Source organism: Roseateles sp. GW821-FHT09H11, assembly GCF_059415845.1.
This window is the reverse complement of record NZ_JBWKOA010000001.1, coordinates 950,970-977,809: the sequence shown is the minus strand read 5'-3', so window position 1 is coordinate 977,809 and position 26,840 is coordinate 950,970. Positions and strand designations below refer to the sequence as shown.

Here is a 26,840-nt window from a genome sequence, read left to right as displayed (position 1 = left end):
GGGTCTCAGTACTGCCAGACGCCTTGCACGCGCACGCTGTTCTCGCGGCTGCCGCCGGTTTCTCCGTGCGCGGCGTGCAGGGCCAGGGTCATGCCCGGACGCGGCTGGACCGTCAGGCCCAGGTCGGCCAGCACCCCCGTGCCCGCGCCCGACGGCGCGCTGGTGACGAAGCTGTCCGCGCCCGGCAAGCGGACGCGCCGGGTGACCGTGGCCGGTCCTCCGAGGTGCTGCACGGCCGCCGTTGCCTGCAGGCCCCAGGAGGCGCCCAGCGCGAGCCACCCGTCGATGTTCCCGTGCAGGCCGGCCATGCCGAAGGAACGACTGTCGCGCGCCTTGCCGCCGGTCAGTGCCGCGGCGTCGTCGCCGCGCTCGTTGAAGCCGTCCGCCCAGGTCACGAAGCGGCCGGCCTGGAAGAAGGGCTCGATCTGGCCGAAGGGCAGGCGAGCCGGCAGACCGACTTCGATGAAGCCCTCGGCATGACGTGCCCTTTCGCTCGCCTTCAGCGCGGCGACGGTCCCGCCGCTGACCACCACGCGTCCGGTCTGGACGCGCGACTGCGCGTAGGAGAGGGCGCCCCGCAGGTGGAAGCCGTGCCACGCCAGGCCGCCATACAGCGCCAGCGAGCCCGAGCGCACGTCCGCGCGGTCGTCGCCGTTGCTGGCCACCGTCTGCCGATCCGCGCCGATCGCGACGCCGAGGCGGGCGTCCTGCGCGCTCCACAGATCGATGCCGAACAGCAGCCCGTCGGTCGTGGCGCCGAGCGTGTCGACTGCGTTGCCGACCAGCGTGCCGCGCGACTCGTAGACCGTGGCCCACAGGCCGCGACCCGAGTCCGTCGGGGGCCGTGTTCCCAGTGCGTTGCGCAACTGGCGATTCAACGCCAGTCGCTGCTGCGCCGCGGCCATCGCCGGCGCATTGAGAGCGCCCGCCTGCAGCCCGCCTGCCAGGTCTTCCAACGCGACTCCGACCTCGTTGCGGGGCAGTTTGACCAGCAGATCCGATGCCGGCGCGGTGTCCTCGTGCGACACCAGCGAGCCGGCCACGCTCTTCTGGTTGGGCGTCCGTGCCAGGTCCACGAAGGAGACCTGGTTGCGTCGCATCACCAGCGCGATGCCTTGCGACGTGTACTCGGGCGTCGGCGTCAGGAAGGCCAGGTTCGTGTCGACGGCGGAGAACCGGCCGTCGACCGCGCCGCTGCGCAGCAGATCGACGCGCTCGTTGGGTCTCCAGTCGCCGTCCTCCGCATCGACATGGAGCGACGCGCCCTCCACGGTCATCTTCCCGTCGACGATCAGGGCCGGCAGGCGGCTCGTGGCATCCAGCAGGACGTTCAACCGGGCGCCCGGGTCCAGGTGCAGGTCGCCTTTCACGCGCAGTGCCGCGCTGGCCGCCTGCAACTGCAGCGTCGCGTCCCTCGACACGCGGGCATTGCCGTCGATCGTGCCCTTGCCTTGCAGCCGGGCACCGGCGCCGATGTCGACGTTGCCGCGCAGCAGCGCGCTGCCGTCCGCGGCGGCACCGACGATGAGGCCGCCGGTGCGGACGCTGATGCTGCCCGCGGCCTGCGAGCCTTCCAGCGTCAGGTCGCCGGCGCCCGTCTTCACGAGCTGGCCGGTGCCGCTCAGGCGGCTGTCCAGCAGCGCGCCGCGCGGGACGTCGAGCTCGAGCACGGCGTTGTTCACGAGCGGGCCCGTGCCGAGGCGGGCCAGGTCCGTGCGGAGCGTGCCGGCCTCGATGCGCAGTGGGCCGGGGCCGGTGATGGTGCTGCTCAGCGTCAGGGTCCCCGCGCCCTGCTTGGAGACCGTGCCGCCGCCGGAGATCGTGTTGGCGAGCGTGCCGTCGACGGCCTGGTCCAGGATCAACGTCCCGTCGTTGCGGATGTCGCCGCCGCCGAAGCTGGACGCCGATCCCACCAGCGTGCCGGCGTTGATCGTGGTGCCGCCGCCGTAGGTGTTGGTCCCTGTCAGCGTCTGGCTGCCCGGACCTGTCTTCACCAGTGCGCCGGCACCGTCGATCGTGCCTGCGAACGCATGGTCGCCGACGGTCTCCAGCGTGAGCGTCTGCGCGCCCAGGCGGAGCCTGCCCGACGCGTCGCCGCCGTCCAGGCCGCCCAGGCGTTGCGGTCGCCCCGCGGCGCCGAGATCCAGTCCGGTGCCCACGCCCTGGAAGGTGACGACACTCCCTTCGGGCAGGCTGCCACCCGCCAGCGACAGCGTGCCCGTGATCAGCCGCGTGCCGCCGGCATACGTGTTGTCCAGGCTGGAGAGATGGATGGTCCTGCCGCTTCCGGCGTCGATGGCCACGCCGCCCGCGCCGCCGAGCGGGACTGACAGCTCCCGCGCCGTGCCGTCGGCATCGGCCGGCGCCGCGAGCGTCAGTTCCCGGCCGGCCAGCACGTCGACACCGAGCAGCCGGGCGGTCAGGTACAGACCGTCCCGGGCCGCGCCCGTGGACAGGCCATAACGCGTCGATGTGAGGGCCACGCGTTGCCCGCCCTGGACGACCTCGCCGACGGTGGTGTTCCCGACGGCTTGACCATCGATGCCGACGAGGCCGAGCCCGGCGCCATCGCCCAGCACCTGCCCGCCCGGGACGGTGCGTGCCAGCAGCAGCGACACGCCGTCATCACGCGCCAGCAGCGGGCCCATCGAGTCGGCGGCCGGCGCGCCATGCAGGTCCAGCTCGACCTGGATCGTGCCGCTGCCCGACAGGTCCAGTGAACGAGTGATCAGCAACGGTCGCACGCTCGTGGCGTCGTCCGTGGCGGCCGGCGTGAAACGGATCGATCCCCCGTTCATCCGCAGCGTGCCGATCGAGCCGGTGTCCGCGCCGGCGAGCAGCCGGCCGCCGGCATCCACGCGCAGCGCGGCGGCGGAGAGCGATTCGGCCCCCGGCCCCGTCAGCGCGAGGCCGGCGTTGTCCAGGACCAGCGTGCCCGTGAAGGCCGTGGCGCCCGCAGGAACCGCGCTCATCGTCAGCAGGCGATTCGTGTCGCCAAGATCGACGGCCACGAGTCCGTCGCCGCCGATGTGGCGCAAGGCCGTGTCGGCGGCCAGGAGGAGCACGACCTGACCCTGGCCGCCGACCGTCACCGCGCCAGTGCCCAGCAGCGCCTGCTGCGCGACGACGATCCTGCCGTCCACCACGCTCAGTCCACCGGCCGCATCGATGGCCTGCTGCAAGGTCAAGGTGCCGGCGCCGCGCTTCTCGACGCTGCCGACGCCGGAGACGGCGTTCACCCAATCGGCATCGGTGGACTGGTCGATGCGCAGCACGGCGTTGTCGACGATCGCGCCGCTGCCGAAGCTCGCGGCCGAGCCCACGAGGGTGCCGGCGCTGATCGTCGTGCCGCCGGCATAGGCGTTGGCGCCGGCGAGTGTCAGCGTGCCACTGCCGCGTTTGTCCAACGCTCCGGGGCCGGTGACGGTGCCCGAGAACGCGTGGTCCGACGCGTCGCCGGCGACCAGGGCGGCGGCACCGGTGCGGATCGTCGAGCCCGCCACGCCGTCCAGGCCGCCGATCGTCGTGACACCGGCCGTGGCCGTCAGATCGAGAAGGCTGTCGGCGCCGGTGAGCGCCAGCGCGGCGGCGGCGAGCGTGCCCGAGGCGCCGATCGCCAACTGGCCCTGAGCGATGTCCAGCGGCCCGTCCAGGCGGGTCGTGCCGCCCAGCGTCAAGGCGGCGCTCCCTTGCTTGACCCAGCGGCCGGTGCCGGTCAGATCCTGTTGCAGGGCGGCATCCGTGGCGGTGTCGATGCGCAACAGGGCGTCGTTGCGGATCGCGCCGGTGCCCAGCGCCGGCGCGGACGCACGCACTTCGCCGCCGCCGATCGTGAGGCCGCCGGAGAAACTGCCGTTGCCCGACAGCGTCAACACGGCGTCGCCGGTCTTGGTCAACTGGCCGGTGCCGGTGACGGGGCCGCCGAGGGAGAGGTCCGCCGCCGTGTCGATCGTCGCATTGCCGCCCAGCAGCAGCCACCCTGTCATCGGTGCGACCGCAGCTTCCACGCTCAGCGTCGCGGTGGCGCCGGTGCCGACCCACAGCGCGCCGTTGATGACCGAGCCGGACTGCAGCCGCAGGAGGTTGTCGCCGCCGCTCCAGTGGACCGCGGCGCCGTCCTCGCCGGCTTGGGCCTGGTAGCCGCCGCTGGCCCCGCCGACCCCGCCGGTCAGCGTGCCTCGATTGATGAGCGTGAGGTTCGCGCCCTCGACGGCGTGGCCGCCTCCGCCGCCGCCCGCGGCACGGGCGCTGATGTCCGAGCTGCCCGCGCCACGGCCCCCGGCTCCGCCGACGATGGTGCCGGCGTTGGTGAGCAATCCCCCGCCGGACATCGTGACGCCGTTGCCGCCGCCCCCGCCGCCGCCCTTGGCGCTGTTGGTGGAACCCGGCTGCCCGGTGCCGCCGGCGCCGCCGTTGCCGCCGGCCACACCGCCGGCGGCGGTGACCTCGAGCGCGAGGGGCGAGGTGGCGAACACCCCCGCGCCCCCGCCGCCGCCCGAGGCGCCGTGGAAGCGCAGGAAGCCGGCATCGGGTCCGTCCTTTCCGTTGCCGCCGAGACGCAGGGCGGTGACGCCGGTGTCCGTCGAGATCAGAAGACCGACCGCGCCGCCCTGCACCGTGGGGGCGTTGGGGCCGAGGCCATACCCTTGGCCTCCGGTGCCGTTCACGCTGTTGTTCCGCACCCGGTTGATCCCCGGCGATCCGCCCTGGCCGCCGGCATCGCCGCCCGTGCCGGTGAAATTGTTCGGGACGGCGCTGAACGGCGATGGGCCGAGGCGCCCTTCGCCGCCAGTCCCCGGCGCCACGCCGTTGTCGGCGGACGCCGTGGCCGGCCCGGACACCCAGCAGGCGAGCGACATCGCGCCGATGGCCACGCCCAGGCGGCTGCGGCGGACGCCGGCCAGCGTGCCCGACTTGCCCGACGATCGGGGACGAGGGGGTGCAGACATGGGGAAACTCCAGTGGGAACGAGGTTTGGGACTCGGACCCGGGGCCCGCCGTGGGGCCAGCCTGCCGACCCACTGGAGGACGAGGTCCAGCGCGCCGGCACGGCGCCTGGCCGACGGGGCGGAGGCGCGATGCGAGCCCGGAATGAGTACGACGCGCGAACCCTGCGGTTCACGCCGGACCACATCCCCCGCGCGCCGTCACGGCGCACGTCTGCACTGGCGGGTCAGGCAGGCGAGGGCACGAGCAGGGGCAGGCGCAGCTCGAACCGCGCGCCGCGGCTGGTGCCCTCGCTGTGCACCGAGACGCTGCCGCCGTGCATGCCGATCAACTGCTTCACCAGCGACAGGCCGATGCCCAGCCCGCCCTGCGAGCGGTCCAGCGCGCGGTCGCCCTGCACGAACAGGTCGAACATCGTCGCCTGCAGCGCGGGCGGCACGCCGATGCCGTTGTCGCTGACGCGGATCAGCGCGATGCCGGGGCCGCCGGACGGGGACGGCTCCTCGCTCATCGCCAGCTCGATCCGGCCTTCCGGATCGGTGTATTTCGCCGCGTTCGTCAGCACGTTGGCCACGCACTGCACCAGCCGGGCCAGGTCGCCGTGCACGCGCACCGGCAAGCCGCCGGTGGTCACCGAGAAGTGGTGGCGCCGCTCCCGCATCAGCGGCTCCGCCGTCTCCACCGCCTGCGCGATGACCTCCGACAGCAGCACCGGCCCGCACTGCAGTTCCACCCGGCCCTGCGTGATCCGCGAGACGTCCAGCAGGTCGTCCACCAGCCGCGTCAGCGTCTGGACCTGGCGGCGGATGATGTCCACCATCTTGGTCGAGCGTTCGTCCGGCAGGCCCAGACGCGACAGCACGTCGCCCGCGCTGCGGATCGGCGCGATCGGATTGCGCAGCTCGTGCGCCAGCATCGCCAGGAACTGGTCCTTCTGGCGGTCCGCCGCCTCCAGCCGCCGCCGCGCCTTCAGATGCGCGGAGATCTCGCGGAAGTAGCACACCACGCCCGGCGCGCCGTCCGCCAGCGGGATCCGGCTGATCTGCCATTCGTAGGCCTCGATGACACCCAGGTCGCTGCGCTCCTGGATGAACTCGGGCGTGTGGTACGGGTCGCCGGTCTCCAGCGTGCGCTGGAACAGGGACACGATCTGGTCCGACAGCGGATGGCCCCACTGCCGCTCCACGAGCGCGTCGAATCGTTCGCCGATCAGCGCGCCGATCAGGTCCGGCGGACCGCCGAAGGCCGCGCGCGCCGTCGGATTGGCCTCGCGCAGGCGCAGCGCCGTCCCGTCGTGCTCGACCAGGAACACGCCCATCGGCGCCTCGTTGAGCAGCGTCTCGAACTGCTCGGTGCGCAGCCGGAATGCCGCCTCCGACGATTGCCGCAGGCGCCGCAGTTCCAGCAGCGCGCCCAGCCGCGCGAGCAGCTCGCGCGACGAGAACGGCTTGATCAGGTAGTCGTCGGCGCCGGTGTCCAGGCCCTCGATGCGGGCCTCCTCGCCGGCCCGCGCCGACAGCAGCACCACCGGCACGCCGCCGAGCCGCGCATCCGCGCGGATCGCCGCCAGCAGCGCCAGGCCGTCCAGCCTCGGCATCATGACGTCGCTCAGCAGCAGGTCCGGCGGCTCGCGCCGCGCGGCCTCCAGGGCCTGCAGGCCGTCCGCGGTGAGCTCCACCGCGTAGTACGGCGACAGCAGGTCGCGCAGGTAGGCGCGCATGTCGGCGTTGTCGTCGGCGACGATGACCCGCGCGCCGAAGGTCGCGGCGAAGCGCTGGTCCGCCGCCGGCCAGCCGGCGCCCGGGTCGCGCCCGGGGTCGACGCCATCGGCACCGGGGCGTCCGGGCGCGGCCTCCCGCAGCGGCTCCGGCGCGGGCAGCCAACGCAGCGCCTCGTCGACGTAGGCCCGCGCGCCGGTCGTGCTGGCTGGCGACGCGGGGACGCCGGCGCGCCCGTGGCGCTCCTGCGCGCGCTCGAGGCGTTCGACGTGCTCCGGCGGCAGGTGCTCCCACCCCAGCGGGAGCAGGACGCGGAAGAGCGTGCCCTCGCCATGGACGCTGGAGACCTCGATCCGGCCGCCGTGCAGGCGCACGAGTTCCTGCACCAGCGCCAGTCCGATGCCCGACCCCTCGTGGGTGCGACCCTCCGCGCCCGCGACGCGATGGAAACGATCGAAGACCTTCGGCAACTCGTCCGCGGGGATGCCGGTGCCGGTGTCGGCCACCTCCAGCACGGCGAGGGCCGGCTCGCCGCCGGGTTCACGTCCGGATTCACGCAGCCGCACCGTCACCTGCCCCCGCATCGTGAACTTGAAGGCGTTGGACAGCAGGTTCAGGACGATCTTTTCCCACATCTCGCGGTCGACGTAGGCGTGCGCGCCCAGCGGCGCGCAGTCGACCTCGAAGGCCAGCCCGGCGCGCTCCATCGCGGAGCGGAAGGTGCTCGCCAGGTCGCGCGTCAGCGCCGCGAGGTCGCTCGCCTGGTAGCGCGCCTGCGAGCGGCCGGCCTCGATGCGCGAGAAATCCAGCAGCGTGTTGACCAGCCGCTGCAGCCGCGTGGCGTTGCGCAGCACCAGCGCCAGCCGGTCCCGCGCCGGGCCGTCCAGGCCGGGCGCGGTCACCAGTTCCTCGAGCGGGCCCAGCATCAGCGTCAGCGGCGTGCGGAACTCGTGGCTGATGTTGGAGAAGAAGGCCGTCTTCGCCCGGTCGAGCGCGGCCAGCGATTCCGCGCGACGGCGTTCCGCCTCGTAGGCGGACGCGTCGGCGAGCGCCGCCGACACCTGGCCCGCGACCAGGTTCAGGAAATCGCGGTAGTCCTCGTCCAGCGGGCGGCGCGGGCTGACGCCCAGCACCAGGAAACCGGCCAGGTCCTTGCCCGCGCTGCGCAGCGGCAGCAGCACGGCGCGCGTCAGCGTTTCGGGCCAGGGCGGCAGCGTCAGCGACACGCCCAGCGCCGGCATGTCGGGGAGGTCGCGTGCCGCGCCGCCCGCGGCGAGATCCTGCAACGGCCAGCCGTCCGGCGGATCGAGCAGGCTGATGAGCTCGGGGAAGGGGACCTCGGCCCCCTCCGCCCCCGCGCCGCCCGGGAGGCTGAAGCAGATGCGTCGCGCGGTCTGGCCGCCGGGTTCGTCCAGGTAGAGCGCCGCGAACGGCAGGTCCATCGGATAGTCGGACACCACGTGGCAGGCCCGCCGCGCGCATTCGTGCGGCTGGTCCGCGCCGACGGTGCGTGTCGCGAGGTCGCGCAGCACGCGCAGGCGGCGCTCGCCGATCACCCGGTCCGTGACCTCGGTGACGACGCACAGCATGCCGTTCACGCGCAGTTCGTCGTCGTAGACCGGGCTGTAGGAGAAGGTGTGATACGTCTCCTCGGCGAAACCGCTGCGTTCCAGGAACAGCAGCAGCCCCTCGTCCCAGGTCGCCTCGCCGGTCGCCTGCACATGGCGGATGCGGCTGTACGCGGCGTCCCAGACCTCGGCCCAGACCTGTTGCGAACGCGCCCCGAGCGCCCATTCGCGCTTCATGCCCAGCGTCGGCAGGTAGGCGTCGTTGCAGAAGAAGGTCATCTCCGACCCCCACGCCATCCACATCGCGTAGCGCGAGTCCAGCATCATCCGCACGACCGTCTTCAGCGCGCCCGGCCAGCCGTCCGGCGGACCGAGGGGCGTGGCGCTCCAGTCCAGCGCGCGCATGCGTTCGCCCATCTCGCCGCCGCCGTCCAGGAAATGGCGGCGGCGCGGCGCCGGAAGTGGCGCGGGGATCGGCGCGGAGGGGAGGCCGTCGGAACCGGCTGGCGAAGCATGCATCGGCAGAATTTTCCTTGTGAAAGCCCGATTCAAGCGAGTCCATGGGCCCCAAGCAAGCCGCGCACCCGCACCAGCCTGGTGAACCCGGGGCCTTCACGGGTCGGCGCCGAGGGGGTTTCTGGCCTGGACGGGCCACCCGGGCCGCGGGAGGCGCCCGCTACACTGGCGGCTCCCCCATTCCGAAAGCCGCCTTGAGTTCCAGCCTGCTGCTCATCCTCCTGCTGATCTGTGCCAGCGCGTTCTTCTCGATGGCGGAACTCTCGCTGGCCGCGTCGCGGCGATTGAAGCTGCGGCAGCTGGCGGACGAGGGCGACCACCGCGCCGCGCAGGTGCTGAAGGTGCAGGAACAGCCCGGCTATTACTTCACCGTCGTGCAGATCGGCGTGAACACGCTGGCGATCCTGGCCGGCGTGGTCGGGGAGGGCGCGCTGACGCCGCATTTCGAATCGCTGCTGCGCCCGCTGATCGACATCGACACCGCGCAGCGCGCCGCCTTCGCGCTGTCCTTCACCTGCGTGACCATCCTCTTCGTCGTGCTGGCGGACCTGCTGCCCAAGCGGCTGTCGATGAACGAACCCGAGCGGGTCGCGATGGCGCTGATCCGGCCGATGCTGTTCCTCACCCTCGTGCTGCGGCCGCTGGCCTGGGGACTGAACCACGTCGCCGACGGCCTGCTGCGGCTGCTGGGCCGGCCGATGAGCCCGGACAACACGATCACCCACGACGACATCCTCGCCCTGGCCGCGGCGGGCCAGCGCGCCGGCGTCGTCTCGGCGGCGGACCAGCAGGTGATCGAGAACGTCTTCGAGCTCGAGACCCGCACCGTCGAGTCCTCGATGACCTCGCGCGAGCGCGTCGTCTACTTCTCGCTCGACGACGACGAGGCGCTGATCCGCACCCGGATCGCGGACTCGCCGCATTCGACCTACCTGGTCTGCGCCGGCGAGATCGACCAGGTCGTGGGTTACGTCGACGCGACCGACCTGTTCCAGCGCGTGCTGCGCGGCGAGATCATCTCGCTGCGCGCCGAGCCCGCGCTGGTCAAGAAGGTGCTGATCGTGCCGGACCGGCTGACGCTGGCCGAGGTGCTGACGCATTTCAGGAACGCGCACGAGGACTTCGCCGTGATCGTCAACGAGTACTCGCTGGTCGTCGGCGTGATCACGCTGAACGACGTGATGAGCACGGTGATGGGTTCGCTGGTCTCCACCGCCGAGGAGGAGCAGCAGATCATCCGGCGCGACGACGGCAGCTTCCTGGCCGACGGCATCACGCCCATCCCCGACGTGCAGCGCGCGCTGGGCGTGGACGACTTCCCGCACCACGGCCAGTACGACACGCTGGCCGGCTTCCTGATGGTGATGCTGCGCCGCATCCCCAAGCGCACCGACGTCGTCGAATGGCACGGCTGGCGCTTCGAGGTCGTCGACGTCGACAGCCACCGCGTCGACCAGGTCATGATCGCGCGGGTGGGCGGTCCGCCGTCGGGGGACGCGGAGGCGTCGGGATCATCGGAGCGCGGAGACTGAGCTCCGCGCGCAGCGCCGCGTACCGCCGCAGCACCTGATGCGCATAGGCCAACCGCTTGGCCGGATCGCGCGCGTTGTAGGCCCCCAGCGCATCGACCGTGCGCCCCATCGAACGGAAGTTGCTGCCCAGGATCCACGCCCCGACCAGGATGTTGGCGCAGGGCACGCGCAGGTCGTCCTCCTTGACGCCATGCCGCGCCAGCACGGGCAGCCAGGAGGAGTTGATCTGCATCAGGCCGATGTCGGTCGAGCCGTTGGCATTGCGATGGACTGCCGCCGGGTTCAGGCCGGACTCCTGGCGCGCGACGGCCTTCAGCAGCAGCGGCGAAACGCCGTAGCGATCGCCCGCGAGCTGGAAGCAGCGGTCGAACCGGGCGTCGTTCAAGCGCGCTGTCCTTCCGACCGGTGGCACTTTCCCAGCCTGGGCCTGGGCCTGGGCCTGGGCCTGCGCCGGCATCGCGGCCGCCAGCGCCAGCATCGCCGCCGCGATCGCGCGCCTCACAGGCCCCCCATGTCGGATTGAAGGCTGCTCTGCGCCTCCATGACGGTGCTCAGGAAACCGCCGAGCAGGAACAGCAGCAGCATGGCCGCGGCGACCATCAGCAGCCCGTTCAGGCGCGCGGCCGAGTCGGAGATGCCCAGCTGCAGGCGATCGATCGAGCCGATGCCGATCCGCACGAACGCGGCGACGGGGTCGCGGCGCTCGGCTGCGTCCTGCACGCGTTCCTCCATGCGGGGGTTGAGCACGCCGGTGGCGAAGGCGCGACCGAACTGCGCCGATTCACGTCCGGACAGTCGCGACAGGATCTGCCGCAGGTGCCAGCGCATCCACGGGGCGCTGAACCGGCCCGCGCGCTCCAGCGACGCCCGCAGCGACACGCCGGCCCGCATCAGCGACGACAGCGAGATCACCAGCATCGCCCCGGAGAAATCGCGGTAGAGGCTGAACGGCGGGTGCCGGTCCAGCCAGCGTCGCGTGCGGCCCTGCCAGCGCGGCAGGGACCACACGAAGAGCCCGCCCGCGACGAGCACCGCCGCGCCCAGCGTCAGGCCGTGGTGGCGGATCGTCCACGCGACCGCGTACAGCGCGCGCCCCAGCGGCGGCCAGCGTTCCGGGGCGATCAGGTCGGCCAGCACCGGCACCGCGTGCAGCGAGAAGGCCACCAGGATGGCGGTCATCGCGCCGAGCAGCAGCAGCGGATAGGCCACCGCCTTGCGCACCGCGCGGAACATGCCGTCGACCTTCTCGACGGTGCCGGACAGGAAGTGCAGGCCCTGGGCCAGGCGCTCATCGCCGCCGCCCTGCAACGCGTCGATCATGAGCAGCTCGGTCGGCGGCATGACGCCGTGCAGCGCGCGGGCCAGGGATCCGCCCATCGCCGCGCGCAACATGCGGCGGTACAGCAGCTGGTCGCCGCGCGAGCGCCGGCGGGCGCGGGCCTCGAGCTTGCGCAGGATGGTGTACAGCGGGACGCGGTCCTCCAGCGCCGAGGCCAGGTCGTAGTAGAAATCGCCGCGCCGGCGGCGCAGGCGCCGGGCCGCCGCGCGCAGCAGCAGCCAGTCGAGCGGGTGGGTCATCGGGGCGGGCGCATGTCGAAGTGTGGGTCGAGGTCGAGGGCAGGGTCGCGATCGTGGTCCGGGCCGAGGCGGATCGCGACGTCCGCGGCGGCGGGTTCAGGCATCGTCGGCGGCGAGCGTCTGGGCCAGCAGCGCCGCGCTGCCGAAGGTCCGCTCGAAGTGATAGGGATCGACGCGCCCGTGGGCGACGTCGTACAGCACATGCCCCCAGGCGTCCTTGCCGTCCATGTCCGGATCGGTGAACGGCGCCGTGCGGCGGCGCCGCCAGTGGCGCCGGGCCTCGGCGTCCCGGCCCTGCCGCAGCAGGTCCAGCAGACGCAGGTCCGGAACGATCACTTCCGCGCCGACCTTGACGCCGGCCGTGCCGTCGTGGGTGTCGTCGGCGCGTTCAGCGGTTCGGGCGCTTTGGGCGCTTTGGGCGCTTCGGACGCCTTGGCGGTCTCCGGCGCTTCCGGCGCTTCCGGCGCCGGCGGGGTATCCAGGGGTCATGCCGTCCCCGTAGTCGATGCCGGGCCGCCGGCAGTGCGTGCAGCCGTGCGCGCTGGCGCAGTAAATCTTGTCCGGGTCGAGGCCGAAACCCGCCTGCAGCGTCTGCAGCGTGTCCGCGCCCATGACGGCGGCGGCGGGGCGCTTGCAGTGCTCGCAGTTGATCGGCATCAGCACCTGGTAGACCATCGCGGAGAGGAACTCCGGATCGCACAGGTCCTCGCGGTCCAGTCCGAGCAGGCGCGACGAGAGCCGGCCCACGATGCCCAGCGCGGAGGTCGCATGGACCGTCGACAGGATCTTGTGCCCGGTCTGGATGGCGGCCTGCGCCATCGACGCCGACAGGCCGTCCCGGATCTCGCCGAACAGGCCGACGTCGGGATCCATGCGCAGGAACGCCAGCATCGCGCCATGGAACGGATCCGCGCCGCCCGCCGCGCCGCGCTGGATGGAGAGATGGCTGACGCCGGGCGTCTCGTACTCGACCGGATCCTCGATGGTGAAGAGCTTGCGCGAGCCGTCGCGGGCCAGCATGGTCATCATCGCGTTGAGCGTCGTGGTCTTGCCCGAGCCGGTGACTCCGGCGACGAACACGCCGCCCCAGGCCGAGGCCAGCGCCTCGCGCAGGCGGCCGGCCTGCCACGGCGTGAAGCCCAGCGCTTCCAGCGACGCCAGGCGCGGTCGGCCCGCGAGCGATCCGGCGTCGTGCGGTCCGGCGTCGGGTGATCCGGCGGCGTCATCGCGACCGCTGCCGGAGGCGCGCAACAGGCGGATCACCACGTCCATGCCGCCGACCGCGGGATGGCTCTGGTACCGGAGCGTCAGCCGCAGGCCGGGCAGTTCCAGCGGGATCATCGCGGCCTGCGGCACTGCGCCGTTGAAGGCGACCTCGGTGCGGGAACGCTCCTCCGCCAGCATCGTGTAGGCGGCCGACAGCCCGTCGACGGCGGTGCGCGCCGGATGGCGGTCCAGCACCCGCATGCGGCCGTCCAGCCGCACCCGGGCCAGCGCGACCGGCCCCCGCAGTTCGATGTGCAGGTCGCTCGCGCCGGCCAGGCGGCAGCGCTGCACGATGGCGCGGAACCATTCCAGCGGCGAGGAGCCCGCGACCATGGCGTCGATGTCGCGGGCCGTCTCGGCGGCCTGGCGTTCGTCGGCGGTGGCCTCGGGGGCTTCCAGCGGGGCGTTCACCCGCGTCGCCGCGCCAGCGAGCAGCGCGGCGAAGACCTCGGGCGCGGCGGTCAGGTGGCCGGCATAGGTCAGGCCTTTCGCCTTCCCGGCCTGGACGAGGCGATACCAGTCGGGCCGATGGACCTCGTCCACCGCCGACACGACGAGGAAGCGCCCGCCGACCAGCGCGAGCGCCGCCAGCCGGTCCTGCTTGTGGCTGGCGACCGGCAGTCCGTCGACCGCGGGCGCGGCGAGCAACGCGTCCGCGGCGACGGACAGCACGCGCTCGAACGGAGGCAGGCGCGCCGGGTCGTCGACGTGGCGGCTGAAGGGGGAACTCAAGGCGTTGCTCAAAGGGAGGGCGCGCTGGACGGCGCCGCGGCTGCGGGGGCCGCGGGCAGGGGCAATGCCGTGGCGCGGTGGACGGCGTCGCCGTCACCGCCGTCACCGCCGTGACCGCCGTGACCGCCATCGCCGATGCCATCGCCGCTGTCGTCGTTTCCGTCTCCGTCATCGAGCCGTCCAAGGCCGGCTTGCGCGGAGGCGCCGGCGGCGAGCGACCTGCCGCCGTCGAAGCGATAGCTCGCGGCCGCGGCTCCCTGTGCGGGTGGCGGCAGCACGAGGGGACGAGGTGGACGTCCGCTCGCCGCGACCCGTTCGACACGCAGTCCCTCCGATGTCAGTCCGAGCACACGCCACGGTCCGACGCGGGTCTCCGGCCCGGACGAGCTGTCGACGGCATGCAGGCGCCCCCTCAACAGCACCTCGGCCCGCCAGCGGTCTCCGGCGGCCATGAGCGACCAGAGCCGGGGCAGCTCGGCCAGCGCGGCACCCCGTGCCGTTGACGGCGCCGGCACCGCCGCATCACCGGGCGGGCGCGGCGTGCCCGCCAGACGGGCCGTGGCGGCGGCCAGCTCCGCCGCCTTGTTGTGTCGCGCCACATCGACCAGGTGGCGCAAGCTGACGCCCGGCGTGGTCTCGGGCGCGCGGCTTCCGTCGCCGCCGGCATGGGCTGTCGACAGGGCGGTCGAGAAGGTCATCGACAGCGTCACCGACAGCGCCGCCTGCAGGCAGGACCCCAGCGCCGTCGCGCGGACCCGCCGGCAGTGTCGGGGAGTGAAGACCTCAATAACGCAGGCCATGGGCGAAGAGGGATCCGGAAAGCTCATAGCTGATCTGTGACGCGGCGAAATTCAGGGTGAGGGTCTCCACGACGACGTACGGCGGCACCTGGACCAGCGGCAGGGACCAGACGCCGTCCTTCAAGCGCCAGACCATCCGGACGACCGGCTGCGCGACGAGGTCCGCGCGCTCCTGGTCCGCACCGGTCATGCCGGTCGTGGAGGCCGTGCCTGTCGTGGTGCTCATGGCTGTCGTGCCTGTCGTGCCTGTCGTGGAAGCTGCATCTGTCGTGGTGCTCATGCCTGTCCTGGCTGTCGCGGTGCTCGTGGTGGTCGGGTCGCTGACGCCGGCCTCGCCGTCGAGGGGCGGTCCCGGCGTGAGCGACGCGTCGGCGCCGCCGACGGTCGCCAGCTCCTGCAGGTGGCTGCCCCAGACGTTCATGGCCAGGCGCAACGGCGGCAGCCGCGCGGCGATGAGCGCCTCGCCCCGCTTCAGCGGCGGCTCGACGGTGTCCGCCAGCGGCGTCTGCATCGAGGCCGCGAGGGCGTCCTCGCCGGCTGACAGCTCGGGCCGCATCGACGGCGCGCCGATCACGCCGACCGGCAGCCCGTCCAGCATCTCGAGGCTGCCGTGATGGCGCGCCCAGGTGGCGACGCATCCGTTCGAGCGATCGCAGTCGACCTGCTGAAGCGTCCATCCCGCGCGGCTCAGGGGCAGCGCGGCGATGGCGGCACGCCAGCGGTCCAACGGGGCGAGGCCCGGCCGACCCGCCTGCTCCAGCAGGCTGCCCAGTCGGCGGGCGCGTTGGGCGGAGGCTTGCGCACGGGACGCCGCCGTCGCCGCAAGATGGCGCGCCGCGTCGAGCGTCGCGCGCTCCACCTCGCGCTGATGCCGCATCCACATCGTGAAGCCGACGCTCAGGCCCAGCGCGGCCAGGCCCGCGGCGAGCGCGGCCGGCCAGCGCGCAGGCAGCAGGGGACGCAGGCGCGTGTCGCCGTCGGGCTGGCCGAACAGCAGGTCCGGTGCGAGCGCCTCGCCGATGCGGTCCTGCCCGGGCAGATGGCTGGCGACGCGGACCTCCTGGTCCGGATGCATGTCGCGGAACTCCTGCAGCACCGCCAGCGCCGCGTCGAGGTCGGGCAGCACGCGGTCAAAGCCTGGCACCGGCCGCCGCTCCATCAGGCCGACAAAGGCCACGCGCGTGCTCGTACCACCAGACGCTCGGATGCCGATGCCGATGCCGATGCCGGTGCCGGAGGCGGTGCCGGAGGCGGCGATCAGGCAGGCCTCCGCGCCGCGCTCCGCGAAGCGGGCCACCAGCAAGGCCACCGCCGAATGGGCGCGGCGATGCAGAAGTCGATGCGCGCGTCGACCCGTGTCGATCCGGCGCGCCAGTCCCAGCAGGGCACCGTCCGGCAGTCGCGCGACGAAGCGGTAGCCGGCGGCGCGCGCCTGGCGCAGGTCGGGGCCCGGCTCGTCGGGCCGCGCCACCGGGTGCCAGTCCAGCCCGAAGGCCAGCCGCACGCCGGCGACGGCGATCACCCGGGCCACGCCGTGCTCGTCGAGACCGCGGGCCTCGCTGGCTTCGCGCGTTGCTCGGGCCTCGCGCCCCTCGGCGGTCCTGTCGGCGCCGTCCGGCGGTGTCGGTCGCGCGCCCATCATGGCCCCACCAGTCTTGGCGTGATCAGCACGACCGTCCCTTGTCTGGCGTGCATGCCGCGCCGCGCCAGCGGCACCAGGCCGCGCACCATGTCCGCGTCGTCGAGCTGGGTCTGCCGGCGCTCGAAGCCGGCCAGCACCAGCGTGCGACCGGCCGGCACGCTGATGCGCTGCAGGGTGCTGAAGCTCATCGTCTCGGGCAACTGCACCGACCGTGCCAGCTGGCCGCTGCCGCTGGTGAAGGCGCGCAGCTGCCGCAGCTCGCTGATCTGCAGCGCGGTCTGCAGCAGCACGAGGTGCGAATCCAGGATCACCGGCAGCACCGTCAGACCGAGACCGGTCGTGAGCTTGCCGGGCTCCAGCGCGCCCGCGGTGGTCAGGCCGGTGGTCGGGCTCACGGTCGGCGCCGTCGCGCGCTGCACGTACGAGCGCGTCTGCAACGCGCCGACCGGCACCGGCATCCGGTTCGTGGTGGTGACCACGCTCGAATAGGCGGTCGACACGCGCCCGTACTCTTGCAGCGCCTTGGCGACCCATTCGCTGGGCGATCCGCGCGAGCCCGACTGGCCGAGCACGAAGCTCAGCGCCGCGGGCGTGCCCGCGCCCAGCGGACCGAGCGCCACCGGCGCGACCAGGTCCAGCTGGTTGCCCTGGCCGAGCCGGCCCAGCATCAGGCGCCAGTCGATGCCGTTGCTGAACTCGTCGGTGAAGCTCACCTGCAGCACCTCGATCTCGAGCACGACCTGGCGCAGCAGGTTGGCGTTGAGCGCGTCGAGGTAGGTCTGCACGCGCTCGACGTTGGCGAGCGCGTCCGTGACGGTCACGAGTCCCGCGCGCGGATCCACCTGCAGCGCCGCGGCCGGGGAGAGCATCGGCTTGAGCGCGTCGGGCAGCCCGGCCCAGAAGTCGCTCTGCGCGTTGCCGTCGATCTTGGCGGCACCTCCGCCGGAGCTTTCCGCGCCGCCGAACACGTCGAACGACGCGCTCGCGTCCAGGCCGCCAGGCAGCGCCTTGACCGGCATCGCGCGCGTGACCACGCGGGAGAACACGATGCGTCCGCCGGCGTGGCGCCAGTGCAGTCCCGCCTGCGCCGCGATGCGGTCCAGCAGCGGACGCAGGGGACCGGCGTGGTCGATCTCGACGGTGTTCTGATGTTCCGGCGCGGAGATGTCCAGCCGCAGGGCGCCCGCCCGGCCGGCCCGGCGCAGCGCGGCCGTCTCCTCGGGCGCGGCGGTCGCCGCGTCGAAGGCCGGCCGCGGCGCGGGACCGGGCGCGTAGTCGGCGGCGCTGTGCAGCGCGTCCGGCGTCATGATCACCGGCAGGCCGATCGCGCGCGAGAGCAGTTCGGCCACCGCGGCCAGCGGCAGTCGACCCGGCGCGTGCAGGCGGATGTCGCCGAGGTGGTCCGGCAGCCGCTCGTCGCGGCGCAGCGGGATGGATCGGCTCGCGAAGCGCGGCGTCGGATCGCTCACGACCAGCGGCGGCAGTGTGGCCGGCTCGCGCAGCCGGGCCTGCAACGCCTCGGCGCGATCGAGCAGTGCCTGCTGGGCCCGCTCGGTCTCGCGCGCGGCCGGCACCGCGCATCCGGCGATGGCGATGGCGACGCAGGCCGCCATCCCGCTAGTGATGACGAGGCGCCGGGGAGCGCCGCCCGGAAGACGCGGGAGGGAGTGCGGTGACGAACGCAGCGACGAACGCAGCGACTGACGCAGCGACGAACGCAGCGATGAACACGGCGACGAGCGCAGTGATGAACACGGCGATGAGCGCGGTGAGGACCGCGAGAAAAACGGCACGGGGAAGTTCCTCACTGGCGAGCGCCATCGGGCAGGTAGCGGACGATCCGCACCACGCGGGTTCCCGACTGGACGCGGGCCTGCAGCGGGAAGTCGGTGTCGCGCAACACGGCCATCGCCTGGGTCAACGCGTCCAGGAAATCGCCGCGCAGCGTGACCTCGGCATCGATGGGGAAGTCGCGATCGACCTCCCACACCAGCTGCCAGCCCGCCTCGCGTGTCCAGCGCTGCAACGCCTGATGGACGGTGCCGTCGACGCGGGCGAAGGTCCACCCCATCGCAGCGTCGGTCTCGAGGTCCGCCCGTGCGGCGGCGACCGGCCGTGGACCGGTGTCCGGCGGCAGGGGCGATGCGGAGATCGCCGCGCCGGACATCAGTGCGCAGACGCAGAGGAATCGTGACGAGACCATCGGTGCGCGTTCAGTTGGCCATCAACGCGTGGACGGTGACCACGGCGCTCTCGGTCTTGCATGCATCGACGAGTTTGCCGACGCCGATCGGTTCGGCCGAGCCGGGCACTTTCACGACCTTGTTGTCGGCGGGCTTCGTGTGCCTGATCTCGGCCGTCTCCTCGCCGACCCAGATGCCGTCGGCCACGAGCGCGAGTCCCCGCGCGACGCTGGCGCACTGCGACGTGGGAATGCCGGTGTAGCTCAGCGTGAACGCCTCGCCCTTCTTCGCGGCTCCGAAGTCGTCGTTGAAGCCTGCGACGAAGATCTGGCCGCCGAGCTCGTGCTTCACGGTGACCGTGTTGCCCGCCATGTTGACGGACTCGCGCGGGAAGGCGCTCAGGCCGTGTGCCTGGGCGGTGGTCAGCTCGGCGAGGTTCACCGAACCCGTTTTCCCGAAGCCAGCCACGTTGGCCCGGATCTGCGGCGCCTGCCGCAGCAGGGCGGAGCGGTCCATCTGCGCGTTGAGGTTGCGCATGCCCATCAGCACGATGACCATGACAACGATGATCACGCCGACCCCGATCAGGAGTTCGAGCAGGGTGACGCCGCGTTGCGGACGGGCGCCGGCGCGGCGGTGCTTCGAACGGGCGAGGGGAGCGGATGCGGTGACGACGTCGAGGGTCATGGGAACAGACCTCCTTTCCAGAGAGTGCGAGAAGACAGGGGTGCCAGCCGTGACCAGCGGTGGCTCAGTGGGGGTGCGCCACAATGCGCGCATGACTCCCTCGAGGTCCGCTTCCGTGTCTTCGCTCTCCGCCCAACAAGCCACCGCCCGCGCCGCCGAACTCCGCGCGTTACTTCATCACCACGCTCACCTGTACTACGTGCTCGACACGCCGTCGCTGCCCGATGCCGAGTACGACAAGCTGTTCCAGGAACTGCAGGCCATCGAGGCCGCGTTCCCGGCGCTGCTGACGCCGGACTCGCCGACGCAGCGCGTGGGCGGGCAGGTGCTGGAGGGCTTCGAGCCGGTGAGGCACGTGGTGCCGATGTTGTCGATCCGCACCGAGACCGACACCGAGGCCAGCGGCGCCGAGAACTTCGACGCGCGTGTGCGCCGCGAACTGGACCTGGGCGAGAACGCCGCGCCGGTCGAGTACGCGGCGGAGCTGAAATTCGACGGCCTGGCGATCAGCCTGCGCTACGAACACGGCGTGCTGGTGCAGGCCGCCACGCGCGGCAACGGCGAGACCGGCGAGGACGTGACGCAGAACGTGCGCACGATCAAGCAGATCCCGTTGAAACTGTCGGGCGAGGGCGCGAAGGCCGCAGTGCTGGAGGTGCGCGGCGAGGCCTACATGCGTCGCGACGATTTCGAGGCGCTCAACGAACGCCAGCGGGCCGCGAACGAGAAGACCTTCGTCAATCCGCGCAACACGGCCGCCGGGGCGATCCGGCAGCTGGACCCGGCGCTGGTGCGGCAGCGGCCGCTGAGCTTCTTCGCCTACGGCATCGGGGAGACGCAGGGCTGGGAGATCCCGGCGACGCACAGCGCGATGCTGGACGCGCTGCAGGCCTACGGCCTGCCGGTCAATGCCGACCGCGCGGTGGTGCGCGGCGCCGAAGGCCTGGTCGCCTTCCATCAATCGATCGGCGAGAAGCGCGATGCGCTGCCCTTCGACATCGACGGCGTCGTCTACAAGGTCAACAGCCGCGAGCTGCAGCGGCGGCTGGGCTTCGTCTCGCGCGAGCCGCGCTGGGCGGTGGCGCACAAGTACCCCGCGCAGGAGCAGGTCACGACGCTCGACCGCATCGACATCCAGGTTGGCCGCACCGGCAAGCTGACGCCGGTGGCCAAGCTGGAGCCGGTCTTCGTCGGCGGCACGACGGTCAGCAACGCGACGCTGCACAACCTCTTCGAGATGCGACGCAAGGGCATCCGCGTCGGCGACCAGGTCATCATCCGGCGCGCCGGCGACGTGATCCCCGAGGTCGTCGGCAAGGTCGACGCGAAGCGCGCGAGCTACGTGCCCAACTTCCGCATGCCGAAGCACTGCCCGATCTGCGGCAGCGACGTCGTGCGCGAGAAGGGCGGCATCGACCACCGCTGCAGCGGCGGCATCTTCTGCCCCGCGCAGCGCAAGCAGGCGATGCTGCACTTCGCCGGGCGGCGCGCGATGGACATCGAGGGCCTGGGCGACAAGCTCGTCGACCAGCTCGTCGACGGCGGCATCGTCACCAGCCTGCCGGGGCTCTACAAGCTCGGCGTGGCCAAGCTCACCGCGCTGGAACGCATGGGGGACCGGAGCGCGCTGAACCTGATCGACGCGCTGGAGAAGAGCAAGCGCACGACGATGGCGCGCTTCCTCTTCGCGCTGGGCATCCGGCAGGTCGGCGAGACCACGGCCAAGGATCTGGCGAAGCACTTCGGCAACCTGGACGCGCTGATGGGCGCGACCGAGGAGCAGTTGCTGGCGGTCAAGGACGTCGGGCCGATCGTCGCGAAGAGCATCGCGGCGTTCTTCTCCGAGGCGCACAACCGCGAGGTCGTCGAGCAGCTGCTCGCCGCGGGCGTCGAATTCCCGCAATCGGAAGGGGCCGCCGCGGCGCCCGCCGGACCGCAGCCGCTGGCCGGCAAGACGCTGGTGCTGACCGGCACGCTGCCGACGTTGTCGCGCGACGAGGCCAAGGAGTTGATCGAGGCCGCCGGCGGCAAGGTCAGCGGCTCGGTGTCGAAGAAGACCAGCTACGTGATCGCGGGCGAGGAGGCGGGCTCCAAGCTCGACAAGGCGCGCGAGCTGGGTGTCACTGTCCTCGACGAGGAAGGCCTGCAGGCGCTGCTCGCCGCGCCTCCGGATGCGATCGCGGCGGAATGAATAAAGGGACGGCGAACCGTCCCTTCGATGCACGCTGTATCGGGGCCTTCGGGCCCCGATGTCATTGGAGGCTCAACTCGCAGCGACCGTCTTCCGACGGATCACCATCGCCATGATCGCCGCCAGCAGGCAGGCCGCGCCGGCGACGTACAGCGCCGGGGCGTAGCTCAGCAGCAGGCTGCGGCTCAGCCCCGCGCCGTAGGCCGCGACCGCCGCGCCGATCTGGTGGCCCGCGAAGATCCAACCGAACACCATCCCCACCTTCGCCGCGCCGAAGCGCTCCGCCGTCAGGCGCACCGTCGGCGGTACCGTGGCGATCCAGTCCAGTCCGTAGAACACCGCGAACAGCGACAGCCCGTAGAGCGTGAACTCCGCGTTCGGCAACCACATCAGCGACAGCCCGCGCAGCGCGTAGTACCAGCACAGCAGCTTGCGGGTGTCGTAGCGGTCGCTGAGCCAGCCCGACAGGATCGTGCCGATGAAGTCGAAGATCCCCATCATCGCCAGCACCGAGGCCGCCGGCACCGCCGCCAGACCGTAGTCGCCGCACAGCGAGATGAAATGGGTCTGCACCAGGCCGTTGGTGGACAGCCCGCAGATGAAGAAGGTGCCGAAGAGCAGCCAGAAGGTCGGCTGGCTCGACGCTTCACGCAAGGCGGTGAACGGCGTGAGCCACGTGACCTTGGCGGCGGGCGCGGCCGGCGCCGCAGCAGCGGCAGGATCGGCGCCATAGGGCGCGAGGCCCACATCCGACGGCCGGTCGCGCATGAACAGCAGCACCAGGCTCATCACCGCCAGGCACAGCACGGCCAGCGGCAGCAGCGGGGCGCGCCAGCCCCAGCGCTCGATCATCCAGGCGGCGATCGGCAGGCAGATCAACTGGCCGGTCGCGGCGCTCGCGGTCAGGATGCCCATGATCAGGCCCTTGCGCGTCGCGAACCAGCGGTTGGACACGATGGCGCCGAGCACCAGCGCCGTCATGCCGCTGCCCAGACCCAGCACCACGCCCCACAGCACGACCAGGTGCCACAGCTGCGTGACCAGCCCGGCCAGCAGCATGCCGCCGCCGACCAGCCCCAGCGCCACGCTGACGACGGCGCGCACGCCGAAGCGCTCCATCAGCACCGCCGCGAACGGCCCCATCAATCCGAACAGCGCGAAACGCAACGCCAGCGCCGACGAGATCTGGCTGGTGGACCAGCCGAATTCCTGGGCCAGCGGCTGCAGCATCGCGCCGGGCAGGCCCAGCGCCGCCGACATGAACAGCATCGTCAGGAAGGTCAGCCCGGCGATCACCCAGCTGAAGTGCAGACCCCGGTGGGTCATGCGTCGGGACATGGCGGCGGCAAGCATGCGGGAGGATCCTTCCAGGGGTGCCTGTTTTAATGATGGCCGCCATCGTATCGAGATTTCCGACGTCCGCCGCAGATTTGATGATGCCCCTACTCAAAATCGTGACATCGCGCCTTGGCCGGAAGTTGTAGCGGGGCTTCCTACAATGGTGCCCATCATGAAAGTCACCAAAGAGCAATCGGCCGCCAACCGCAAGGCGCTGGTCGACGCGGCGTCCAAGTTGTACCGCGAGCGGGGCGTGGCCGGGGTCGGTCTGGCGGAGATCTCCCGCGAGGCCGGCTTCACGCACGGCGGCTTCTATGGGCGCTTCGCGTCGAAGGAGGAACTCGCGGCCGAAGCCTGCGACGTGGCCTTCGAAGGCTCGCTGTCGCGGCTGGGCGCGCAGCTGGAGAAGCACGGCGGCGACTACCAGCCTTTCCTCAAACGCTACTTCGGCGCCGCGCATCGCGACGCGCCCGGGGCGGGATGCCCGATGGCGGCGCTGGGCGTCGACGCGGCGCGCGAGGGCGGTCTGCTGCGCGAATCGATGAGCACCGGCATCGCCGCCTACCTGCGCGAGCTGGCCGTGCACCGGCCCGACGGCACGATCGTCGACGAGCCGACCGCGGAGGACGAAGCCCGCGCGATCGGCGTGCTGTCGACGATGGTCGGCGGGATGATCCTGGCCCGGGCCTGCGCGGGCGCGGCACCGGGCCTGTCGGACAGGATCCTCAGGACGTCGCTGGAGGCGACGTCGAAGGCAGCTTGAGCACACCCACCGCCAGCGCGGTGCCGAGCAGCACGACGAGGCAACCCGCGGCCATGCTGGCGCTCAGCGTCTCGCCGAGGAAGATCCAGCCCCACAGCAGGCCGAAGACCGGGATCAGGAAGGTCACCGAGATCGTGTTGGTCGGGCCGACGCGCTTCATCAGCCGGAAGAACAGGATGTAGGCGATGCCGGTGCACAGCAGCGCCAGCAACGCCACCGCGCCCCAGGCATGACCGCTCGGCATCGCGGCCGGACGCAGGGACCAGGCCGGCGCGGCCAACAGCAACGCGGCCGCGAACTGGCTGCCGGTGGCGACGGCCAGCGGGCTGGCGCCGGTGAGGTAGCGCTTGGTGGCGCTGGCGGCGACGCCGTAGCTCAGCGCGGCGATCAGGCAGGCGACGATCGCGAAGCCGCTGCCGCCGGGCTTGAACGAGGCCTTGTCCCAGGCCAGCAGCACGACACCCGCGAAGCCCAGCGCCAGGCCCAGCATCCGCGACCCGTCCAGGCGTTGCCCGAACCAGGCCCAGGCGACCAGCGCGCCCCACATCGGCGTGGTGGCGTTGAGGATGCTCGACAGGCCGGCGTTGATCGACAGCGCCGCGAAGCTGAACAGCGCGAACGGGAAGGCGCTGTTCAGCAGACCGACCAGCAGCAGGCCCTTCCAGTGGGTGCGCAGGTCGCCGAGTCCTTCGCGCAGGCCCAGCAGCGGGATCAGGAACAGCGAGGCCCCGGCCACGCGCACAGCAGCCGTCGCCACCGCGCCGAACTCCGGCGCGGCCACCCGCATGAACAGGAAGGACGCGCCCCAGATGGCGGCCAGGACCAGCAGTTCGATCAGATCGCTTCGCTTCACGCGGGGGCCTCTTGGTTGTTGTCGTGCTTGCCGGGACGGCGAAGGGCCGGGGTCCCGGGAGGAGTCTCTATGGGCGAGGAGCGCAGCTTAGCGGGCAGGCCTCCTTCGATTGTCAGTAGGGCTTCCTTGCGGTGGAGGCCGCCGGCGTAGCCGGTGAGGCTGCCGTCGGCGCCGAGGACGCGGTGGCACGGGATCAGCACCGACACCGGGTTGCGCCCCACCGCCGCCGCGACGGCGCGCACGGCCTCCGGCCGGCCCAGGCGTGCGGCGAGCTGGCCGTAGGTCAGGGTCTCGCCCGCCGGGATGCCGAGCAGGGCCCGCCACACGGCTTGCTGGAATGCGGTGCCCGAGGGCGACATCGGGGGAAGCGCCGCGGTCCGGCCAGCGAAGTAGTCCTTCATCGCCGCGACGGTGTCGCGCAGCAGCGCGTCCTCATCGTCGCGGGGAGCAGCAAGGGCGCCGGGGTGGTACTTCTGGTCCTCGAACCACAGACCCGACAAGCCCTCGGCATTGCGCGCGATCAGCAGGCGGCCGAGCGGGGTGTCGGTCTCGGTCCAGGCAGTGTGGTGGCGGTGGTTCATCGAAACTCTCCTTGGTGGGCGGGAGGCCGGGCCTTGGTTTGGCGGGAGGTCCGCCAACTCCGGTGGGCCAAGCGCGGGCTCTCCACGAGGCAGGGGGCATCCCTCCGGGAACCCCCAGCCTCATTCCGGCCCCACAACCCTGGGTTGACTTCGCGTGGTTTTGGCAGCGGCGGACTTCGAAACGGACTTGGCGGCGGCCGACTTCGAGAGAGTCCTCGCAGCGGCGGATTTCGTTGCGGCATCCCGCCATAGTTGCAACACGGCGTAGCTGCGGTAAGGAGCGAAATGCTCGGCGGCAGCGATCAGTTCGCGCGGACGCAGCGGCTGGCCGGCGCGTTCTTCAAGGCATTGCTTCAGCACGACATCGCCCGGCAGATAGGCGTCGGGCCAGCTCCAGCCGCGCATCAACATGTAGTGCGCCGTCCACGGACCGAGGCCGGGCAGGGCGGCGAGCTCCGCGATCGCGTCCTCCACCGTGCCGCGGCCCTGGGCGAAGGCCAGCGTCGGCCATTGGCGGGCGAGGTGGATCAGCGCCTCGGCCCGGCGGCCGGGCATGCCGATCGGGGCGATGTCGTCGACCGTGGCGGCGGCCAACGTGGCCGGCGTCGGGAACACATGCGTCACGCCGGGCGGGGCGCCAGCGGCATCGGGCAACGGCTCGCCGAATCTGGCGATCAGGCGCGTGGCCAGCGTGCGTGCGGCCGCGACCGTCACCTGCTGACCGAGCACGGCGCGGATCGCGAGTTCGAATCGGTCCAGCGACCCCGGCAGGCGCAGTCCCGCGGCGGCAGGACCCAGGGTCTCGCCGAGCGCGGCGGCGATGGCCTGCGGGTCGGCATCGAGGTCGAGCCAGCGGCGCAGGCGCGGCATCAGCGGCGCGATCACCGGCCACAACGACGCGCTCAGCGACAGGCGCACGCGCGGCCGTTCATCGCCGTCGGGGGGCAGTCGCAGCGACAGCCAGCCCAGCACGTCCGCCTGGCCCGGGCGCACCAGTCGCACGCTGCGCGACAGCGACAGGCGCTCGACATCGACCTGCTCAACACCTGGCACCGCGCGGGCGGCGAGGAAGTTCAGCAGCGCCGAGCTCAGCAGCGGCGGGCGCAGGTCCAGACGCAGCTCGGCGGTCTCCAGCGCGTTGCCGGATGCGCTCGCATCGGCCTCGGCGCCGCCCTTGCGCAGCGCGCTGGGACTCAGACGGTAGTGTTCCTGGAAGGCGGCGTTGAAGCGGCGCAGGCTCGAGAAGCCTGCCGCGAGCGCGACCTCGCCGATCGGCAGCCGCGTGTCGGTCAGCAGCTGCTTGGCCAGCAGCAGCCGGCGCGTCTGCAGGTACTGCAACGGTGCAACGCCGTGCACGGCGGTGAAGACGCGACGCACATGGCGCTCGCTGACGCCCAGGTGCGCGGCGAGTGTGGGCAGCGAGGCTTCTTCTGGCGCGCATTCGTCGAGCCAGCGTGCGGCTTCGCGTGCCAGCACCTCGGCGGCGTCCATCGTGCTCCATGGGCGTGCGGCCGGCGCCAGTTCGGGGCGGCATTTCAGGCACGGGCGGAAGTGGGCGGCCTCGGCCAACGAGGCGCTGGGGAAGAAGCGGCAGTTCTCTCGTCGCGGCGCGCGCACCCGGCAGATCGGGCGGCAATAGACGCCGGTCGAGGTCACGCCGACGAACCATTGACCGTCGAAGCGCGCGTCGCGCGCCAGCAGCGCGGGGTAGCAGTGATCCGGGTCGAGAAGGAAGTCCATGGCAAGGATCATAGGAGTCGGTGTCCGGCGGTTCTCGCCGTTTTCGGACATGTCCCTGTTCCCCCTGCGGGCCCACCACGAGACGTCCGGAGGGAACCGGCCAGGGCCCCCTTTTCGGAAGTCAAGGAGGGAATTTGGAGGCCGGGGCGGCCGACAAAGGAGGGACATGGAGAAAAGGGGGCCCTGGCCGGTTCCCGATCGCTCG

General features: G+C 72.1%; 17 protein-coding genes. 3 read left to right on the top strand and 14 right to left on the bottom strand.

Annotated features, from left to right (window positions below):
* Window positions 1-5: 5 nt before the first annotated feature.
* Entirely contained in the window at window positions 6-4,949 is a 4,944-nt protein-coding gene (locus AC07PR_RS03895) for an autotransporter-associated beta strand repeat-containing protein (RefSeq protein WP_495134472.1), read from the bottom strand.
* A gap of 224 nt (window positions 4,950-5,173) precedes the next feature.
* Window positions 5,174-8,752 carry an ATP-binding protein gene (locus tag AC07PR_RS03890; protein WP_495134471.1) on the bottom strand — a complete coding sequence of 1,193 codons (3,579 nt, stop codon included), beginning with the start codon at window positions 8,750-8,752 and terminating at the stop codon, window positions 5,174-5,176.
* A 176-nt stretch (window positions 8,753-8,928) separates the two neighbouring features.
* Here AC07PR_RS03890 and paeA point away from each other — a divergent pair, with 176 nt between their 5' ends.
* Complete coding sequence (paeA, locus tag AC07PR_RS03885; protein WP_377161956.1) at window positions 8,929-10,281, top strand: polyamine export protein PaeA; 1,353 nt, start codon at window positions 8,929-8,931, stop codon at window positions 10,279-10,281.
* Here paeA and AC07PR_RS03880 read toward each other — a convergent pair.
* The 8 genes from AC07PR_RS03880 to AC07PR_RS03845 form a co-directional block, all read right to left on the bottom strand.
* A complete protein-coding gene (locus AC07PR_RS03880) occupies window positions 10,208-10,666 on the bottom strand; it encodes a lytic transglycosylase domain-containing protein (protein ID WP_495134470.1) in 459 nt (152 codons plus the stop codon). The two genes, paeA and AC07PR_RS03880, sit on opposite strands and share 74 nt — an antisense overlap.
* 113 nt (window positions 10,667-10,779) lie before the next feature.
* Window positions 10,780-11,859, bottom strand: a complete 1,080-nt coding sequence (locus AC07PR_RS03875; RefSeq protein WP_377155362.1) for a type II secretion system F family protein — start codon at window positions 11,857-11,859, stop codon at window positions 10,780-10,782.
* A 96-nt stretch (window positions 11,860-11,955) separates the two neighbouring features.
* Window positions 11,956-13,857 carry a GspE/PulE family protein gene (locus tag AC07PR_RS03870; RefSeq protein ID WP_495134469.1) on the bottom strand — a complete coding sequence of 634 codons (1,902 nt, stop codon included), beginning with the start codon at window positions 13,855-13,857 and terminating at the stop codon, window positions 11,956-11,958.
* Between the two features lie 8 nt (window positions 13,858-13,865).
* Window positions 13,866-14,684, bottom strand: coding sequence for a hypothetical protein (locus tag AC07PR_RS03865; protein ID WP_495134468.1), 819 nt, complete (start codon window positions 14,682-14,684; stop codon window positions 13,866-13,868).
* A complete protein-coding gene (locus tag AC07PR_RS03860) occupies window positions 14,641-16,299 on the bottom strand; it encodes a hypothetical protein (RefSeq protein WP_495134467.1) in 1,659 nt (552 codons plus the stop codon). Before AC07PR_RS03860 ends, AC07PR_RS03865 begins: the two co-directional genes overlap by 44 nt.
* Window positions 16,296-17,912, bottom strand: coding sequence for a hypothetical protein (locus AC07PR_RS03855; protein WP_495134466.1), 1,617 nt, complete (start codon window positions 17,910-17,912; stop codon window positions 16,296-16,298). The genes AC07PR_RS03860 and AC07PR_RS03855 overlap by 4 nt, the downstream gene beginning before the upstream one ends.
* A gap of 191 nt (window positions 17,913-18,103) precedes the next feature.
* Entirely contained in the window at window positions 18,104-18,502 is a 399-nt protein-coding gene (locus tag AC07PR_RS03850) for a toxin co-regulated pilus biosynthesis Q family protein (RefSeq protein WP_495134465.1), read from the bottom strand.
* Window positions 18,503-18,512: 10 nt separating this feature from the next.
* Complete coding sequence (locus tag AC07PR_RS03845; RefSeq protein ID WP_495134464.1) at window positions 18,513-19,169, bottom strand: hypothetical protein; 657 nt, start codon at window positions 19,167-19,169, stop codon at window positions 18,513-18,515.
* Window positions 19,170-19,260: 91 nt separating this feature from the next.
* On the opposite strand from AC07PR_RS03845, the gene ligA reads away from it, so the two are divergent.
* Window positions 19,261-21,360 (top strand): NAD-dependent DNA ligase LigA, encoded by a 2,100-nt coding sequence (gene ligA / locus AC07PR_RS03840; RefSeq protein ID WP_495134463.1) that lies wholly within the window; start codon window positions 19,261-19,263, stop codon window positions 21,358-21,360.
* Window positions 21,361-21,432: 72 nt separating this feature from the next.
* On the opposite strand, the gene AC07PR_RS03835 is transcribed toward ligA, so the two are convergent.
* On the bottom strand, window positions 21,433-22,713 hold the full coding sequence (locus AC07PR_RS03835) for an MFS transporter (RefSeq protein WP_495134462.1): 1,281 nt from the start codon (window positions 22,711-22,713) through the stop codon (window positions 21,433-21,435).
* 157 nt (window positions 22,714-22,870) lie between these two features.
* On the opposite strand from AC07PR_RS03835, the gene AC07PR_RS03830 reads away from it, so the two are divergent.
* On the top strand, window positions 22,871-23,461 hold the full coding sequence (locus AC07PR_RS03830; protein WP_377155351.1) for a TetR/AcrR family transcriptional regulator: 591 nt from the start codon (window positions 22,871-22,873) through the stop codon (window positions 23,459-23,461).
* Here AC07PR_RS03830 and AC07PR_RS03825 read toward each other — a convergent pair.
* The 3 genes from AC07PR_RS03825 to AC07PR_RS03815 form a co-directional block, all read right to left on the bottom strand.
* A complete protein-coding gene (locus tag AC07PR_RS03825; protein ID WP_377155350.1) occupies window positions 23,424-24,314 on the bottom strand; it encodes a DMT family transporter in 891 nt (296 codons plus the stop codon). The two genes, AC07PR_RS03830 and AC07PR_RS03825, sit on opposite strands and share 38 nt — an antisense overlap.
* Entirely contained in the window at window positions 24,311-24,895 is a 585-nt protein-coding gene (locus AC07PR_RS03820) for a methylated-DNA--[protein]-cysteine S-methyltransferase (RefSeq protein WP_483106191.1), read from the bottom strand. Before AC07PR_RS03820 ends, AC07PR_RS03825 begins: the two co-directional genes overlap by 4 nt.
* 120 nt (window positions 24,896-25,015) lie before the next feature.
* Complete coding sequence (locus tag AC07PR_RS03815; protein ID WP_495134461.1) at window positions 25,016-26,635, bottom strand: DNA-3-methyladenine glycosylase 2 family protein; 1,620 nt, start codon at window positions 26,633-26,635, stop codon at window positions 25,016-25,018.
* Window positions 26,636-26,840 lie beyond the last annotated feature (205 nt).